We start from the raw sequence: 18,549 nt of genomic DNA on the forward strand, positions 1-18,549 counted from the left end.
ATGGCAAGGATGTTTGACCGTATTATCAACTAGCCCCCAGCACGTCGATAGCACAGCAAACAGACTAATAACAATAAGCGCACAGCATCTTGCATCCTTGCCGCTTTATTTTTTTACCGTTAATGGCCGGCGAGCCTGTTACAAGGCCCCCGCAATTAACACAACAGTTCAGGCGTTATTGGGTCCCCAGACTCTATATCCAATAACGTCACTTTTATTCATGCCGTAGGCAGAATTGAGCTTTATCCATTAATAATATCCTCTAAGAAGGATAAAGGACTTAAGCAATAAGCAAAAAAGCGCAGGCAATGCAAACAAAAGCCCCATAGCAAAGGATGCTCTGGGGCTTTTATTTTTATCACAACTAGGTTGCTGTTACGACCAACATCACAGTTATCTAATGTGTTTCTGTTTGCTCTAGCCAAAACATCACTTTGTGTAAAAAAGCACCTTTATCTATCGGTTTAGAAATGAAGTCATTCATGCCTAGGCTTAAACACCTTTCGCGATCACCTGCCATAGCATCTGCTGTCATCGCAATAATCGTCACGTCGGTCATTAACTCACCCGCTTCTCCATTACGAATAAGCTCGGTGGCTTTATAGCCATCCAATACCGGCATTTGCCCATCCATCAATACCAAATCTAATTCATTTTTATGCGTAATGTTTTGTAAAAAGGAGATCGCTTCAGCACCATTATTTGCAGTGTGAACAATGACAGGTAATTCTTCTAATAATCCTTCAGCTACAATGCGGTTAATTTGGTTATCATCAACCACCAAAACTCGGTACTTTTTCTCTTTGACTTCAGGAGCAACATTGTCATCTAATTGCGCTAATGTAGAGTGACGTTCACTATTTTCACTTAACAGCTTACTGTATACATTGATAAGCTGAATAGGCAATACAGGTTTAATGAGATGCTTACAATAGGCGTTTTCAAGTACAGCAATGTCCACTTCATCGCGGCCTATCATTAACAATAACGCGCCTTTTTGTTCATGGTATTGCTGGGTCCATTGTTTTGTGTCACCAATCACTAAACTATTATCAACAATCACGACATCCGTATGACCCAGGGCATAAACAGTGATAAGTTGTTGATAAGACTCAATGAGTGTGACATGAGCCGACCAAGACTCGCAATGTTTTTGCATGATACTGGCGGTCAGATTGTCAGCAATAAAAATCAGTACCGATTGATGAGCAAAGGGCATCAAAATAGGTTTGCTAAGGATATCGTGATTTTGCTGAGCACAGACGCTAAACGTAAAAGTACTTCCTTGATCTAACACGCTACTCACACCAATGTCGCCGCCCAGTAACGTGACTAATTGTTTCGAAATGGATAAGCCTAATCCCGTGCCGCCAAAATCGCGGGTGATGGATCCATTAGCTTGAATGAAAGGTTTAAATAATTTTTGCTGCTGCTCTTTTGATATGCCAATACCGTTATCGATAATTGAAAATTCAACAAGGATATTGTCGGGTTGATTGTCAAAAGCGCGCGTACTGACCTTGACAACCACATGGCCTTGCGCTGAAAACTTAATCGCATTGCCAATAAGATTAACCAAAATTTGTTTTATTCGATAGGGGTCACAAATTAACTTTCTGTGCCTTAATTCAACGCTGTCGAGTAATAAAATCAAGCCTTTCTCCTCGGCCCTAATCGACATCATATTAATCACACCACACACATTTTCGAGTAAATCAAAAGCATCTAGCTCAATTTGTAAATTGCCCGACTCAATTTTAGACAAGTCCAGCAAGTCATTTATCAATACTGTCAGTGTGGCAATGCTATTTTTGGCCATCAATAAGTAACTGAGTTGTTTCTCAGATAAATGCTCGCGCTTGAGTAATTCAACTAAACCGCCAATCCCATTAAGAGGTGTGCGTATTTCGTGACTAATATTAGCCACAAACTCACTCTTGAGTTGATTCGCAGAGATAGCTTCTGCTGTTGCTGCTTCGAGCTCTTGGGTCCGTAATATCACCTGTTGCTCTAGTGATTCATTCATCTGCAGAATTTTTTGCTCACTACGTCGCGAGTCAGTTACATCACGGATAATGGCAGAGATACTGCTTATTTGTTTTGAATTCATGGCAATCACAGGCGACAAACTTACCGTCAAGACTTTAGTTTGCAATTCATTAAATGCCGACTCCACTGTGACCATCATATGCTCTTTGGCATCAAACACATCTGCAATTAAACGCGAGGTAAGCTTCTTTTCATCGCAAGTGTTGACCGCTTCATCGATAACATCAATTAAATTAGCCTTAATTGCTTGGCTTTGAGCAATGCCAAACAAAAACGTTGCCGATTCATTCCAACTGAGTATACGGCCTTGGCGATCAATACTGATAATAGCATCAGAAGAACCTGCAATAATGGCTTGATATAAAGACTGACTGTCATACAACACAATAATTTTATTGACATATTTTTGATACACCAGAATTATCGCCACAATAATGCCGTAAATAACCAGCATCAATAACAGTATTAAATTACGTTGCGGTTGCCATAATGTATCCACCGCCGTTTCTGAAAATAAACCAATTACCGTTAACTGCCTGTCGTTATTAGTCGATAAAAAAATGGTTTCACCAATAGACCAATAATTGTGTTCGTCGAGCTTAACTGATTGGATATTGCCTGACGTTGGCAGTGGAGCATGGTCGGTTTGTGATTGCCATGTCGCGTGAGGAGCCTTTAAATCAAAACCAAACTGCATTGCTTGATTTGGCGCAGCGATAAAATAACCGTTCGTATTTAAAATGACTAACTCAAACAACGAATGTTTAAAATCTCTTTGTAATTGTTCAAGTAATAAGCTGGCGTCTATATTAGCGATAACAAAACCAAAAAAAAGACCATCATCATCAAACATTGGCCTTGCAACCCGAAATGTTGGCCAGATAGGTGTTTCAATTACCCCATACTCGCGGTTTAAACTGATATCAGAAATATAATGTTCATTGCCATTTAACGCGGCAATATCAGAATAATATTCCGAATTACCCTTTTCTTGTAACAAGCCCTCAGGTACGACAATAATCCTGTCATTACGCCGCTCAACTCTAACCACTTCTTGACCGTTATTTAAACGGCTAATAAAGCGTAATTGACGCATTTCTGGGTTAGCTTGAATGAACGCGCTAAACATGTCTTGTAAACGTTGTGTCCATTGCGCGGTTGTCGTGCCATCGATAGGATCAATACCGCCATGTTGCAATGTTCGACTGATCCCCATAACCGAGGCGGTAGAATGTAAAAACAATACCTTATTAGCATACACATCAAAGACGTTAGTCATTTCTTGCGTCGCTGTGTGACTGAGCTGGACTAGGGTCTTCTTATTGTTGTCGATTATCGCTTGCTTGGCAAAATGAGAAAACACCAAATAAAACATCAAACAGCAGCTGCCAATGACAAAATAACCTAGGTAAGACAATGTTTTGTATCTAGCCTTATTACTACTGTCAAACCATTGTTTGAGCATAGTTTTCCTTTAGTTTTCGTTCGCAAACAAAAATGCGTTAAAGTCATCTGCAGATAACGGACGGCTCAGTAAATACCCTTGTCCCATCGTGCATTCAAGCTCAAGCAATGCCAGGCGCTGTTCTTCGGTTTCTACACCTTCAGCAATTAACGCGAGTGACATTGATTTGCCTAATGAAATAATCGTTTTTACAATTTCATAATCATGTTTATTATTGAGCATGTCTTTCACAAATGACATGTCAATTTTCATCACATCGACATTAAATTTTTTCAAGTAAGATAAACTCGAATACCCTGTGCCAAAATCATCAATCGAAATCTTTATCCCTAACGATTTTAGCTGACTTAACTTAGTTTGCATTTCTGCGGCATCAATCATTAATGCCGTTTCAGTGATTTCAAGCTCTAACAATTCGGCGGGTAACTGATAATCCGTTAAGGCTTTTTCGATAAGATTAGCAAGATTTGGATCCGAGAATTGTGCCACTGCAACGTTAACCGAGACCGGGATGACCTGCCCCATATCGAGCCAGTGTTTGGCTTCAGCGCAGGCTTTAAGTAGCACTTGTTTGCCCAGTTTAATAATTAACCCTGTCTCTTCGGCTAAAGGGATAAATTCTGTTGGCGAAATAAACACACCATCAGGCCCCACCAGCCTCACTAAGGCCTCTGCGCCGACAATGTGTTTAGTGGCTAAATCAAATTTAGGCTGATAATGAACAAGGAGTTCATCATTCGCGATGGCATTTCGTAAGCAGGTTTCTAACTGGTGCCGCTCACGAATATTACTTTCTAGATCATGAGAGAAGAAACTAAACCGATTTCGGCCTTCTTGCTTAGCTCTGTACATCGCCACATCGGCATGACGCATTAACTCTTCAGCATCGGCAGCATCATTTGGATAAACACTAATGCCGATACTGATCGACACACTGAACTTTTGCTCAGCCAGAGTAAAGGGCTCGTGCATGGCCTCGACTAATTTAGAAGCTAACACCGATGTCGCATCAACCGAGTGGGTGTCACTCATCAGAATGACAAACTCATCACCACCTAACCTCGCTAACGTGTACGAAGGCGGAATGAGTGAGCGCAAACGCTGTGCCATTAAACAAATCATCTCATCACCCAGTTGGTGCCCAAGTGAATCATTTAAGTATTTAAAGTGGTCAATATCGACGAGTAATGCCGCAGCCTTACTACCAAAAGACTTGGCTGTTGAGCAGGCTACGCTTAAGCGATCTTGCAATAAAATACGGTTGGGTAAATCGGTAAGTTGATCATGGTTTGCTAAATGGCTCATTTTCATCGCCATAGCCATTGCTTCACTCACATCATGAAACACCATAATGGCGCCAATAACTTCACCATTTTCATTACGGATAGGCGCTGCAGAGTCCTCAACAGCAAAAACTTGACCGCCTCGAGCGGTTAACTGACTATTTAATGCCATTGCCACAATACGTTGTTCACGCAATGCAATGTACAGCGGGTTTAACAAGGTATGGCGAGTGTTGGCGTCACGTAATTGCATTACTGTTTCAATTTTTTGATGTAATGCTTCTTTAATTCGCCAGCCAGTCATTCGCTCAGCTATCGGGTTCATAAAAGTAATGAGCCCTTTAGTATCAGTTGCAATCACCGCATCGCCGATAGAATTTAATGTGACCCGTAAACGTTCTTTTTCTGAGTATAAGGCTTGTTTTGCATGCTTAACTTCAGAGACATCAACAACAGTCACCAGGTAGCCATCGACGCCTGCGCTTGATTTCATCTTAGATTGAAAGACTTCATAGAAACTCATTCCAAGCTTATCGATTACGGTGACGATATATTTTAATGGGTCGCTAGTGACGTTTGGCTGGTGCATCAACACAGCACGACTCAGCTCATTTGGAAAGATAGTCGAAATATGCTTGCCACTGACTTGCCCCGATAGTGACTCAAACCAGGCGCCAGAGTAATCATTACTAAATAAATTATGCCCTTCATTATCCCAATAGGTAATCAGCATAGGCACCTGGTTAACCAACTGCTGTAGCTCTTCTTTCGCTTTGATAATCAGGTGGTTTTGTTGTCGGATCTTAAGTTGGGTATGCACGCGCAAACAACAAATAGAGGCATTAAAAGGTTTAGTGATAAAATCGACACCGCCACTTTCTAGTGCCAGCTTTTCGAACTCGGGTTCCGTATGACCAGTAATGAAAATGATCGGAATATCACGGTATCGCGGGTTGGATTTAAGCGCATTGCATACTTGCCATCCATCCATATCAGGCATTTCAATATCAAGCAAAATGACATCAGGCTTAATTTTATCCACTAACGCCAATGCATTGCTGCCAGACTCTGAGAAATAAATATTACCTAACGGTGCTAAAATATCCTCTAAAACAAAGATATTTTGAATATCGTCATCAATAATTAAAATTCGATAAACTGTATTAGCTAAACCCGACAACAACATTATCGCCTTACTCCTTTTTACGTCACAACATCCATTTACCTAATATATTGTTAGGTTTTTAACGACTTACTTTATATTACATTGTATTGGCAAGTAATAAGCGGTTACAGTTAACGACATGCAGCCTTTCACCATTGACTCAGCAACGCACATTCAACACAGGTAACACTATGCTTAATACGGTTAAAAGCGATGCAAAGTTCAACACTTACAAGTGGGCAAACCTAACTTCTATTTTACTGCTTATCATTGGCATTTTTACCGCATTTACACTTATGAGCAATACCGAAAAACACAATGCAGTGTTGCTAAAAAACAGCTTAACTCAACACCTAAACAAAGTCAGTCAAGAGGTGGTCGAACGAGTCAACAAATTTGAATATGGTTTACAGGGCTTACGCGGAGCAATCAACACTATTGGCCTTGAACACTTTCATTACTCACACAACTTAGCTTACTTTCATAGTCGGGATTACGCCAGAGAATTTCCGGGAGCTCGAGGCTTTGGCGTAATAAAAATTGTGCCTAAAAAAGACTTAAAGACATTTTTACAACAAGCCAACCTTGAGCGTAGCCAAGAATTCAACATAAAGCAGCTTGGCGTACCACAAGACCCATTGTTTATTGTGCAATACATTGAGCCGGAACGCCCTAATGTGGAGTCACTCGGACTTGATATAGGCTCGGAAGAAAGCCGCCGCTTTGCCGCGTTATCATCAGCAATTGCTGGCAGTGTAACGCTCACAGCCCCCATAACCCTGGTGCAAGCAAACAACAAAGTAAACCATGGTTTTTTACTCTTACTGCCCATTTTTGCACCACTGAATTCCCCTGCGTTGGCGCCTCCAGAAGTACTTGGTTGGGTCTATGCCCCCTTGCTGATAAATGAAATCCTCGCGACGTTAACAGAGCAAAGTAACGGCATAAAGCTCGAGATAACCGATATTAGTCCAACAAATAATGTGCAATTTTTCACATCAGTCCCCAGCACTGCGGCGCCAACAACCACTGATAATCAGCATACTCACCAACAGCAAATACAAATATATGGCCGTCAGTGGCAAGTCAAATTTACCCCTTCGACACAATGGATAAGCAATCTCCATTTAGCCGACCCGCAACGTATACTGTTTATTACGCTGCTCGCCACATTATTATTAATTGTGGTACTCCACAGTTTATTACGCTTTATCACCCGACGAATGGACAATATTAGGCAAAAAATATCTTTGTCTTCTTTTATCGATAACTCATCGGAGTGTTTAATCGGGGTAGACAGCAGTTTTGCGATGTTAAATTGGAATGACTCTGCAGCAACGATGTTTAGTCTCAGTAATGCCTCTTATAAAAAACCCATCATCCATTACTTAAGCGAGAGTATTTCACCCGATACCCTAATAGGCTATTTTAAAAAAGTCGCCCGAGGAGAACGTGTCACTAAAATAGAGTTGACTTACCAACCCAATAACACAATAGAATCTCGTTACCTGGTACTAGACATAACGCCACTGTTGAAAGATCAGCACTTTTTAGGGGCAAGTTTTACCATCAATGACGTATCTGATTTCAAATTATTGCAACGTCAATTACAGCAACACAATAGTGAACTAAAAAACCAAGTAGATGAAAATACGCTAGAAATTGAACAGGCAACGTTATTCCAACAAAACATACTAAACAGCAGTAAAGTGGTTGTTATCGCCACCGACGCTACAGGGTTAATTTCCTTTTTTAGCCGTGGCGCAGAACAGAGCCTTCGCTTTGATCACGATGACATGGTTGGTACTCATAATTTTACTGCGCTGATAGAAAATGTCGAGATACTCAATGTTGCCCATAACGACACAAGAGAACCCGAGGTTATCCTTCAAGACAGTCAAACAATATTCAGTTTTTTACATCAGTACTTGCAACAGCAAGATCATCTCTTATTACAATGCAATATCAAGCAAAAGTATGGCGATTATAAGCAGGTATACTTACATGTATCAGCAATGAAACTTCGTACATTAGGCACGACCGGGTTTGTATTTGTGGTAGAGGACTTAACTGAAAAGAATGCCATATTAAAGACACTGCATTTAATAAGCAGTGCGGTCGATTTCTCGCAACACATCTTATTGTGGGTCAATAAAGACGGTTATATTGTTCATAGCAATAAACATGCACAGCAAGTTTTAGGGTATGGCAGTAAAGACATACAAAGCAAAAATATCGACAGCATACTCGTGCACAACAGCGAGCAAACATGGCAAGATTTAAAGCTCAGTTTACTTGATGGGAATAATAACGAAATTGGCTACCAAATTCATACTCTCAATAACCCATCCCTGTCTGTGCGAATATCTGCGTCACTGATCACCATTGATGAAGTTGAATTTACCTTTATTGAAGCAAAACACATCGAGGAAAAGCATTATAATCGTCCTGCGATGAACGCAGCAGCTAAAGAGTTAAGCACTGAACACACCTTACCGATAAAACCAATCGACCAATCCTACACTTCAGTCACGCGTGATGACAATATTGCTCCCCCTAACAATGATCATTCTGCAGGGGTAATAACCAGCAGTATTGAAGCCTACTGTGAGCAGCAAAATATCGACTATCAAGGTGCATTATCACGCCTTAGTCATAATAAAACGGTTTACCAAAAAGCACTCGAACTGTTTATGGAGGATTTATCTCAATACACTGCATTAGATATATTATCGACAAACGCTAATGCTGAATTCAAAATGATGTTTCATACCCTTAAAAGTTCATCTGCAACATTGGGGTTCACGGCTCTCTCTCACTTTGCTAAAAAACAGGAAGCAGAGATAAAAAACAACGAGAATTACGATTTAGCACAAGGTTATACCGCCCTTGTCGAGCAAATAAACCTCGTATTACCTATCGCACAAAGCTTATTCAATCAACTGCAAGGCGCAGTTCCCGCAGCAAGCGAGCCAACTAGGCAGCAATCGACAGCCATTAACGACGAGGTGCTGCTATTGTTTACCACTTTACAAGGAGAAATTGACACCTTTAATATGAACGCAACCAACACCTTTGACAATATTTCCCATATTCTTCAGGTTATTGAACCAAATGATCACGAATTATTAGCGCACTTAGTCAAAAATCTTAAATTCGAACAAGCGCAAGAGATCCTCAAAAATATTCAGCCTAAGATACTGCAAAAGTATCACTCAGACTCATATTGATAGCGCTGCCATTTTAGGTTTTTAATGCGCGCCTAGGCTTACACAACTAAAAAGTTGTATAAAACTATAGCCCACTAATACTTAGGGATTAGTGCTGGGGTTTGATTTTATTAAATAAAGACGAAATAACACAAATATATACCAACAAAAATTGTTAACATTACTACACTTAATCATACCCCATACTGATTGAAAGTAATTAATGACAGCAGCGTTTAAAAAGTGTGTTTTTACCATCATCAACATTAGCCTCTTATGTTGTATTATTAGCTGTGATTTTTCAGCTAAATCAACATCGCTAAAGGCTACATCAAAAGAACCTATTACTATTGCCGTATCGAATACACCATTATCAGCCCCCTTTTTTATTGCAGAGAAAATGGGCTTTTTTGCCGATAATAATCTCAATGTGGAACTTGTCAGGCTTGATGGTGGAGTTAAGTGTTTTAATGCCTTAATTAATCAACAAGTTGATTTTGCAACTGCTTCTGAAACCGTTGTGATGTTCAATAGTTTTGAGCGAACTGATTTTTCGGTAATAGCCAGCTTTGTTGAATCAGACAATGACGTTAAATTACTCAGCTTAACGCCAGATAAATATCGACAACTTAACCATATCGCTAATGCGCGCATTGGTATTGTTAAAGGCAGTGCCAGTGAGTTTTTTTTAGACAGCTTGCTCATTATGTATAATAAAGCTCACTTACCTATCGAACGTATATATTTACCCCAAGATCAACTCATACCGGCATTACTCAATAATAAAGTAGACATCATTTCGGCTTGGGAGCCGCTCGGCTATATGTTGTCCGAACATATTTCGCAAAAACCTGAAATTATTAATAGCCGTGGTTTATATCATCTGTCATTTAATTTAATCGGCCTTAAAAATACCAGTGTTAATAAAAATCGTAAACTTGCACTGCTTAAAGCTATAAATGATGCCACGGTTTATATTCACACTCACCCCAAACAAGCCCAAATGATCCTCAGCCAAGCATTAAATATTACGCCATCACAACTCCAATACTCATGGGACGACTATACTTTTAGATTATCACTCAGTAACGCACTGTTTTCTAACATTCAAACCCAAAGCCAGTGGGCTATTGATACCCAATTAGTGCCTAAAGAAAATCAAGTCGATTTCAGACAAGTATTTGACCGGCAACTACTTGAAACCTTTAATAACCAAGAGGCCGGCTGGTAAGTTATGATGCTATCAAAGCGCCTAAAATTGACCGCCATACTGTGCTCAATATTGACATTGATTGTCGGGTTATCGCTTATTCAAGTGCATAATTATCAACAACAAATTTATCGTCAACTCAATTACTCAATGCAGCTACAACTCAGTATAGACAGCTTGCGCAGCCAATTATGGTTATATCAAGAATATACAGATAAACAAGGGCTTGTTGAACTCAATAACCGCCAGGCAGAATTAGCGGAAAAGCTATCGCAAGATATCGATTGGGATGTGCAACAAAAAATCATCATCCAAAACCTTAATAGACTTAACACCAACGTCAGAGCACTAATCAACACTCAAAACAGTCATCACGATACCGATGTTGATGATAATGTTACATTGACGGCTGAGCGCCTATTTAAAGCTAAATACAGCATGGTTATTGAAGAAATGACCGAAGAAATGTTTAATCTGCATCAGCTATCGATTAAACACGCAAAAAGTAAACAGCAAACGTTATTATGGTTGGTTGGGCTAGTATTATTAGTACTCACAACATTAATCACCGTATGGTCGTTTATGACCTTAGTCCGTTTTCGACAAGGTTTATATTCATTAAATCAAGGCATGCAAGCGCTTGCCTCTGGTGATTTAACCAGTCGAATTGTATTTAGTGACGACGATGAGCTGTCAGCATTGGCGAGTAATTTTAATAATATGAAGCACTCGCTAACTCAAATTACGGTCAAAAAAGACAGCCTTAAACAAGAAGTCGACCGGCAAACACATAAATTGATTGAACAGCAAGACAGGCTTATTTTTCTGGCTGAGCATGATGAGTTAACCGGTATCTATAATCGCCGCGCTTTTATTAAAAAAATCGACAGTGCCATTGCTAGGGATTTGCGTTCCGACGATCAAGCAGCATTACTGTTTATCGATTTAAATAAATTTAAACAAATCAATGACACGTTAGGTCACAGCATAGGGGATGAGGTTATTGTCACCCTCGCTCAACGGTTATTAGGAAATCTTAGAGCGACGGATATTGTAGGCCGACTCGGCGGTGATGAGTTTGTTGTGTGGCTAGACTTAATTGCTGAACCAATTGATATCGACCAAAAATTAACTCAGCTTTTAAATATCATCAAACAACCGATTAACATTGGACCTCACACCCTAGAAGTAGGTGCCAGTATCGGTGTTAGCATTCTCCCTAAACATGGGTTGAGTAGCAGAGAGTTAATCAGCGCTGCCGACACCGCCATGTACCAAGCCAAAGCAGACAACAGCATAGAATATTGTTACTACGCCGGCGATCATGGCATATCAACCTTAGCGAGCTCGTAAGTTTGCGTATTCCAGTCAAAATAATACTCCACCCCTTGCCACTCATACACAGTGCCGCTCTCACGTTGAATGACTTTGGCATTCTCGGGTAAACTGCGTAACCCTTTATTGACCTGAGTTGCTGTCGTTAATTGTTGCGGTGTAGATACACGAGTAGGCACAATCACAGGCTCATCTATAACCCGGTAACGAGTTGTTGGCGCAACACTCACACTGGAGTATGGATAAAAGGTCTGATTTTGTCGGCGATAGTCATAGCGTGAGTTAACATCATACGGCCAACTCACACCAAAAGTTGGGCCCCAACCACTGTTAATACCCCAGCCGCTGTGAACTCCCAAACCATGACTCCATCCCCAGGCATGACTTAACCCTAAACCTAAGCCCAAACGCCAGGGATCACGATGGCGAGAATGGTACTGTGAATGGCGTCGTCCGTCATGTTGGTTACCCACCGAATGTGACTCGCGATTCAGTCTATCATTATCGAGTGGTGCTTTAGCATGAGCAGGTACAAATACGCTAGTTAATAAACAAGCACTTACCGCTACAACACTCAGCAATAATGGGGATTTAATTTTTTGCATGGGTCACCTCAACGTCGTCATCGACACAGTTCATTTTACGCTAAGTCGAGATAAAGTCGATATCCTCCATTTTGGCTTAACCCTAAATTAGAAAAATGCTATAGTGCGCGCCATATTGGATTTGATATTCAGGCGGTAAACATGAGTTTTAAGGACTTACGCAGCTTCATCGATCATTTAGAAGCAAATGGCGAGCTAAAACGTATTAGCTACCCTGTTGACCCTTATTTAGAAATGACTGAGATTGCTGATCGCGTTTTACGATCAGGTGGTCCCGCACTGCTTTTTGAAAATCCTAAAAATCACACCATGCCAGTATTGGTAAACTTATTTGGTACCCCAAAACGCGTTGCCATGGCATTGGGCAAAGACGATCCATTGGCACTGCGTGAAGTAGGCGAACTGCTGGCCTTTTTAAAAGAGCCAGAACCACCAAGCGGCTTTAAAGATGCAATTGCTAAAATCCCTATGTTTAAGCAAGCGCTCAACATGCCGCCTAAAACAGTGCGCAATCCCCCTTGCCAGCAAGTGGTTAAAACCGGTGATGAAGTCGACCTCACCGCTTTACCTATTCAACATTGTTGGCCAGGCGATGTTGCACCATTGGTCACCTGGGGCTTAACCATTACCAAAGGCCCACGCCAAAAACGCCAAAATTTGGGGATTTATCGTCAGCAGCTTTTAGGCAAAAATAAGCTCATTATGCGCTGGTTAGATCACCGTGGTGGCGCGTTAGACTTTAAAGACTTTAAACAACAACACCCTGGCGAACGTTACCCTGTAGTAGTCGCTCTGGGCAGCGATCCTGTGACCATCTTAGGCGCAGTAACGCCTGTACCAGACTCAATGAGCGAATACGCCTTTGCCGGTTTATTGCGCGGTGAGCGCACCGAAGTCTGCAAAGCTATTAGCTGTGATTTAGAAGTGCCTGCCACCAGCGAAATTATTCTTGAAGGCTATATTGACCCAGACGAAACAGCGGAAGAAGGCCCGTATGGCGATCACACAGGTTATTATAACGAAACCGACTCGTTTCCTGTCTTTACCGTCACTCATATCACTCACCGTAAAGATGCCATTTATCACAGCACCTATACCGGTCGTCCACCTGATGAACCAGCCATGTTGGGCGTGGCATTAAACGAAGTATTTGTGCCTATTTTGCGTAAGCAATACCCTGAAATTGTCGACTTTTACTTACCGCCAGAAGGCTGTTCGTATCGTATGGCAGTAATATCGATTCGCAAACAATACCCAGGGCATGCTAAACGGGTCATGATGGGCGCGTGGTCTTTCTTACGCCAATTTATGTACACTAAGTTCATTGTTATTGTTGATGAGGACGTCAATTGTCGTGATTGGCAAGATGTGATTTGGGCCATTACAACCCGTATGGATCCGACACGCGACACCATGCTAGTCGATAATACCCCCATCGATTATCTCGATTTTGCCTCTCCGGTAGCAGGGTTAGGCTCAAAAATGGGTTTAGATGCAACAAACAAATGGCCAGGTGAAACCACCCGAGAATGGGGTACGCCAATTGTGATGGACCCAGAGGTCAAACAAAAAGTTGACCAAATTTGGGATGATCTTGGTATTGATGAAAGACCTACGCTGTAACCAGAGTGATCCAATTAGGATGCTATTGGCTATAAATAATTGAATGACTGATAAAAAGTAAAAAGGCCTTAAAGGACGTTAGATGAAAACCATTCGTTGTCAGATTGAAAAAGTCACCCCGTTTAATGACGCTGTTTATCAAGTGTTGCTAAAACCAGAAACCGCCTTCGATTTCAAGGCTGGTCAATACTTGTGTGTAGTCATGGGCGAAAAAGACAAACGTCCTTTTTCTATCGCTTCTGCGCCTAATGCTGCGTTAATCGAATTACATATTGGTGCCGCGGTCAGTGAAAGCTACCCAATGCAAGTGGTAGAACGCTTACAAAACGCAACGCATATCGACATTGAAGCCCCTGCTGGTGATGCCTATTTGCGTAACGACAGCCATAGACCTCGTATTTTAATTGCTGGCGGCACAGGCTTTTCATACATTAAAAGTATTGTTGAGCAACAAATTGCTAACGGCGAAACCATCAACACCAAATTGTATTGGGGTTGCCGTAACGAAGATGCCATGTACTATCAAGACATTGCCCGTCAATGGCATGCCGAAAACGAATGGTTAGAATTTATCCCAACCATCGAAGAAGTCAGTGACACCTGGCAAGGTAAACAAGCCAACCTGCTGGAACAAATTAAGCATGATTTTATCAGCTTAAACGGTTACGACATCTACATCGCTGGTCGCTTTGATATGGTTGGCGCGGCACGTGAGTTATTCCGCGAACTTGGTGTTGAAGAAGCCCACTTATACGGCGATGCTTTCGCATTCATTAAGTAAGTATTGAGCGTCTGTAACCGCTCATAACGCCTATAAAAACCGGCAAGTTTGTCGGTTTTTTTATCGCATTCAATTTATTATTTTTAGACATTTTTACGATTAAGGTAGCCCGATGAAACTCAGCCAATTAAGCCAACCTATTTTTGACCACCTATACCGCGATATCTTTGAGTTTCGCAGCACCTTTGATTTACCCGTTAACGACCCAATAAGCCTAGATGACCAGGCAGACACCCTGCACACCTCATTAATTATTGAAGAAATGACCGAGTTAGCTGAAGCGGATTCACGGATTGAACAAGCCGATGCAATCGTAGACTCTGTCTATGTATTAATGGGCCGCCTAGTGCACCTAGGCGCCGCTCTGGTGAGCGATCGCATTGAGGTAAGCTATCTTATCGATTTACTATTAAACGTAGCTAAAAACCGCGAAATCGATTTCATAAAATGCTGGGATGAAGTTCACTCTAGTAATATGAGTAAAGTGTGCCGCAATGAGCAAGAACTCGATGAAACCATAGCCCATTACGCCCAACAAGGTGTTGAAATCGTTGGCAGCAAAAAAGGCGAGTTTATCATCGCTAAGTGCGCTAAAGATGTCGATATGGGGGGTAAAGTGGTTCGCCAGGGCAAAGTGCTAAAGTCGGTTTATTATCGCCCAGCAGACTTAACGAGCCTAGTGCAAAATTAATAGAACTCATTTACCCCATAAAAAATGCGCTTATAATGCGCATTTTTTATGGGTTTTATGCCGCTTGCGATAATTTAGCGCTATTGAGCGTATTCATTAACTGCTGCGGCTCATCGACACTCAAATGTATCACTGTCATCGGTTCGGGTAACTGCCCCATACCGCCATGGTAAATAACCGGGCGGTTTAATTTAATAGTGACGTTACTTTGCCCGCCACCAATACTTATCGTCTCAGCATCCTCCTGATGTATTTCGGCTAACGGCTGATTTGTGACATCGGCAATATCAGTCAGATTAATCACCATAAAGCCCCACAAAGAATTGTTAATCACTAAATTATCTCTCATTAAATACAACGAGTAATAACGCGACAATCTGTGGTTAGCCACTATAGACATTAAGGTGTAGCCAATAATGCTCGAGACAATAATGGCCACCCACTCGCTCCACGACACCAGTAAAAAATAACTGCTACATGATGCAACAATGCAGCCGGTTAACATCAACCACACATGCCAGCGCGCGGCACTCTTAAGGTTAATGTTGGCAATTGCTGGCGGATGATTGCGTGAAAACCACGGAATAGAATAAAACCAGTTTGTTGCTTCGCTCGCCATAATCAGCGCAATCGTTAAACTTTTATCATCGCCTTCACGGTAGGTTTCAACGGCGCCCACTCTAGGGTCGCCCTTAAGCTTGCGTACCTTTAATAATCCACGCACTACACTCACAATCAAATACAATTCAATAATGAGTAACACGGCAATAATCGGGTAGCGTAACCAGGCTATAAATTCAAAGTAGTGCGCTATTTCAGCAGGAAAGCTTAACCGTGCAACCAGGCTGCTTAAACTGAAAATAACAATTATTTTCCACAGTTTTTGAGCACCCTTTTTAATAATGCAATACCAATAACCCAATGGCAGTAGCACAAAATACAGCGCAGAAATAAGGTACAAAGCTTGTTTGTCTGCATCGTTAGCTAACGTATCTGGCGTCCAGTTAACACCTATCACAAAACTGAATATCATTAAGGCTAAAAAAACTAACCGGTACTTTATTGTTGCTCTCATTCAAAACTCATCCTTGGGCTATTTTAATCAAATTAATACCGTGTTCTAAGTAACCTAAACTCAGGTTAAGCATAGATATTGGGGCAATATAAATTTAAACAAGTTGTTAACATAACAATAAAAGTGACCAGTAAGACTAATGATTGCATGTAAAGTTGTTACAAGAAATGACCGATATCTATGAGCTCGCTTTATCTAGCTTAAGTTAATCAGTACGTTTAAATAGCCACGACAAACCGTGAATCGCTGTCGTTGGAAACGCCATTGAATGATCTGCTTCTGGGATAACCAAGAGTTTTAATTGCAATGTACCCGCGTGAGTAGAGGGATGAGATTGAAGGATTTGATAGAATGCCTGCGCATCAGCCACCATTTGATGCTTGTTGTGGGTATAAGGCGGTCTTTCTAATTCACCAATACCAATAAAGACCTTAGCGGACAAGGCTGGCATTTGGTTAAAATTTTGAATAAATCGCTGTAATAAGTGCTTATTATCAAACCACAATGAAGGGCTGCCCAGCACATAGTTGGAAAATAATGCAGGTTGCTCCAGTAACACATATGCACCAAATAACCCGCCGAGCGAATTCCCCATAAAGGTATTTTGTTGAGTATCAACTCGATATTGATGTTCAACAAAAGGCATTACAGTGTCGCGTATAAAGCGGAGATGTCGCTTTGCCTCACCCGTGTTGAGCTTCCAGCTAGAGTCATGGCTTGGAGTATAATCTCGAATACGACTAGACGCCCCTTTACTGCCCTTTTGATAGCCAATAGCGACCAAAATCGCCTGATGCATCGCATTGCTATTCATGGGGAATCGCGTTGCGCCAGAGACAACTTGCATACTGTACATACCATCGGTCATGTAGATAACAGGGTAATGGTGCGTGCTATTTTGCTGATAATTTTTAGGTAATTTGACCATCAACTGATAGTCACGACTGTCATCTTTAAGGGTAAACTGACGGGTGCGGGGAATATTAACTACAGCAGCTGACGCATATACTTCGGCCCACTGACTCGCAAGTTGTGATGGTACATTGTGGCTGTTTTCAGCACTAGCAACCAAACTATAAAGTGATAAATAGCCACAACACAACAAGCCAACAAAATGATATAGCGTATTCATCATGTTCAAGCATCCATGCCCATATCAGTAACGAACTAAACGAGATAATCTAGCGACAGTGCGATAAACAGTACCATCCCAGCCCAATTATTATTTAAAAAAGCCTTAAAACAGGGTGCTCGCTCGCGGCGATAAATAAGCCCTTGTTGGTAAACAGCGAAACCAATAAAGCTCACAATGCCTAAAGCGTAAATCACGCCACGCTCGGCCAATACGCCAGCCATCACAAAACAACCTAAAGCCGCTAATTGAAACAAGCCGATAATATGTCGATCAAAGCGTCCAAATAAAATCGCAGTAGACTTAATCCCAACCTTTAAATCGTCATCACGATCGACCATGGCATACATGGTGTCGTACGCGACAGTCCAGCACCAATTAGCCATAAACAGCCACCAGGCTTCGACTGGGACCTCGCCTAATTGCGCGGCGTACGCCATCGGTATAGACCAACTCCACACTATGCCTAAAAACATCTGTGGCATATTGGTTACCCGTTTCATAAACGGGTACATCACGGTTAAAATAATACCAACAATCGACAGTTGCACCACCAGCGGATTAAGCCATAACACTAAGCTAAACGCGGCCAATCCCAGCACCACAAATAAGCTTAGCGCCTCTTTAACACTGACTTCGCCCGACACCAATGGGCGCATATTGGTGCGCTCTACATGGGCATCTAAATTACGGTCAGCATAGTCATTAATAATGCAACCGTTGGCGCGCATAATGACAACACCCACAATAAAAATAAGCAGTACACTAGTGTATGGCATACCTTGCGCTGCTAATACTAGTGCCATTAAACAAGGCCAAAGTAAAAGTAACGTACCTATGGGTCGATCGATTCGCATTAATCGTGCATAAGCACGAAGTTTGTCTTGCAATGACATCTATGTCACATCTCCATGATTTCGCATGTT

General features: G+C 41.5%; 12 protein-coding genes. 6 read left to right on the plus strand and 6 right to left on the minus strand.

Annotation, left to right across the window (positions count from 1 at the left end):
• Window positions 1-397: 397 nt before the first annotated feature.
• Window positions 398-3,514 carry an ATP-binding protein gene (locus GQA99_RS04710; RefSeq protein WP_160052707.1) on the minus strand — a complete coding sequence of 1,039 codons (3,117 nt, stop codon included), beginning with the start codon at window positions 3,512-3,514 and terminating at the stop codon, window positions 398-400.
• Window positions 3,515-3,523: 9 nt separating this feature from the next.
• On the minus strand, window positions 3,524-5,983 hold the full coding sequence (locus GQA99_RS04715) for an EAL domain-containing protein (RefSeq protein ID WP_160052709.1): 2,460 nt from the start codon (window positions 5,981-5,983) through the stop codon (window positions 3,524-3,526).
• 170 nt (window positions 5,984-6,153) lie between these two features.
• On the opposite strand from GQA99_RS04715, the gene GQA99_RS04720 reads away from it, so the two are divergent.
• The 3 genes from GQA99_RS04720 to GQA99_RS04730 all read left to right on the plus strand — a co-directional run bounded on the left by GQA99_RS04720 (window position 6,154) and on the right by GQA99_RS04730 (window position 11,734).
• Window positions 6,154-9,192, plus strand: a complete 3,039-nt coding sequence (locus tag GQA99_RS04720; RefSeq protein ID WP_160052710.1) for a CHASE domain-containing protein — start codon at window positions 6,154-6,156, stop codon at window positions 9,190-9,192.
• A gap of 202 nt (window positions 9,193-9,394) precedes the next feature.
• Entirely contained in the window at window positions 9,395-10,402 is a 1,008-nt protein-coding gene (locus GQA99_RS04725) for an ABC transporter substrate-binding protein (RefSeq protein WP_160052711.1), read from the plus strand.
• A 3-nt stretch (window positions 10,403-10,405) separates the two neighbouring features.
• Window positions 10,406-11,734, plus strand: coding sequence for a GGDEF domain-containing protein (locus GQA99_RS04730; protein ID WP_160052712.1), 1,329 nt, complete (start codon window positions 10,406-10,408; stop codon window positions 11,732-11,734).
• On the opposite strand, the gene GQA99_RS04735 is transcribed toward GQA99_RS04730, so the two are convergent.
• The gene (locus GQA99_RS04735; RefSeq protein WP_160052713.1) at window positions 11,704-12,321 is read right to left on the minus strand and encodes a hypothetical protein; all 618 of its coding nucleotides are present in this window, start codon (window positions 12,319-12,321) and stop codon (window positions 11,704-11,706) included. The two genes, GQA99_RS04730 and GQA99_RS04735, sit on opposite strands and share 31 nt — an antisense overlap.
• Window positions 12,322-12,462: 141 nt before the next feature.
• Here GQA99_RS04735 and ubiD point away from each other — a divergent pair, with 141 nt between their 5' ends.
• The 3 genes from ubiD (at window position 12,463) to GQA99_RS04750 (ending at window position 15,416) form a co-directional block, all read left to right on the plus strand.
• Window positions 12,463-13,944 carry a 4-hydroxy-3-polyprenylbenzoate decarboxylase gene (gene ubiD / locus GQA99_RS04740; protein WP_160052715.1) on the plus strand — a complete coding sequence of 494 codons (1,482 nt, stop codon included), beginning with the start codon at window positions 12,463-12,465 and terminating at the stop codon, window positions 13,942-13,944.
• A gap of 82 nt (window positions 13,945-14,026) precedes the next feature.
• Window positions 14,027-14,725, plus strand: a complete 699-nt coding sequence (gene fre, locus GQA99_RS04745) for an NAD(P)H-flavin reductase (RefSeq protein WP_160052717.1) — start codon at window positions 14,027-14,029, stop codon at window positions 14,723-14,725.
• Between the two features lie 112 nt (window positions 14,726-14,837).
• Window positions 14,838-15,416 carry a nucleoside triphosphate pyrophosphohydrolase family protein gene (locus GQA99_RS04750; protein ID WP_160052718.1) on the plus strand — a complete coding sequence of 193 codons (579 nt, stop codon included), beginning with the start codon at window positions 14,838-14,840 and terminating at the stop codon, window positions 15,414-15,416.
• Between the two features lie 55 nt (window positions 15,417-15,471).
• Here GQA99_RS04750 and GQA99_RS04755 read toward each other — a convergent pair whose 3' ends face one another.
• The 3 genes from GQA99_RS04755 to ubiA all read right to left on the minus strand — a co-directional run bounded on the left by GQA99_RS04755 (window position 15,472) and on the right by ubiA (window position 18,519).
• Window positions 15,472-16,491 carry a hypothetical protein gene (locus GQA99_RS04755; protein WP_160052720.1) on the minus strand — a complete coding sequence of 340 codons (1,020 nt, stop codon included), beginning with the start codon at window positions 16,489-16,491 and terminating at the stop codon, window positions 15,472-15,474.
• 205 nt (window positions 16,492-16,696) lie between these two features.
• Window positions 16,697-17,626 carry an alpha/beta hydrolase gene (locus GQA99_RS04760; RefSeq protein WP_229785831.1) on the minus strand — a complete coding sequence of 310 codons (930 nt, stop codon included), beginning with the start codon at window positions 17,624-17,626 and terminating at the stop codon, window positions 16,697-16,699.
• Window positions 17,627-17,658: 32 nt separating this feature from the next.
• Window positions 17,659-18,519 (minus strand): 4-hydroxybenzoate octaprenyltransferase, encoded by an 861-nt coding sequence (gene ubiA / locus GQA99_RS04765; RefSeq protein ID WP_160052722.1) that lies wholly within the window; start codon window positions 18,517-18,519, stop codon window positions 17,659-17,661.
• Window positions 18,520-18,549 lie beyond the last annotated feature (30 nt).

This window comes from Shewanella litoralis, assembly GCF_009828585.1.
GTDB classification, from domain to species: domain Bacteria; phylum Pseudomonadota; class Gammaproteobacteria; order Enterobacterales; family Shewanellaceae; genus Shewanella; species Shewanella litoralis.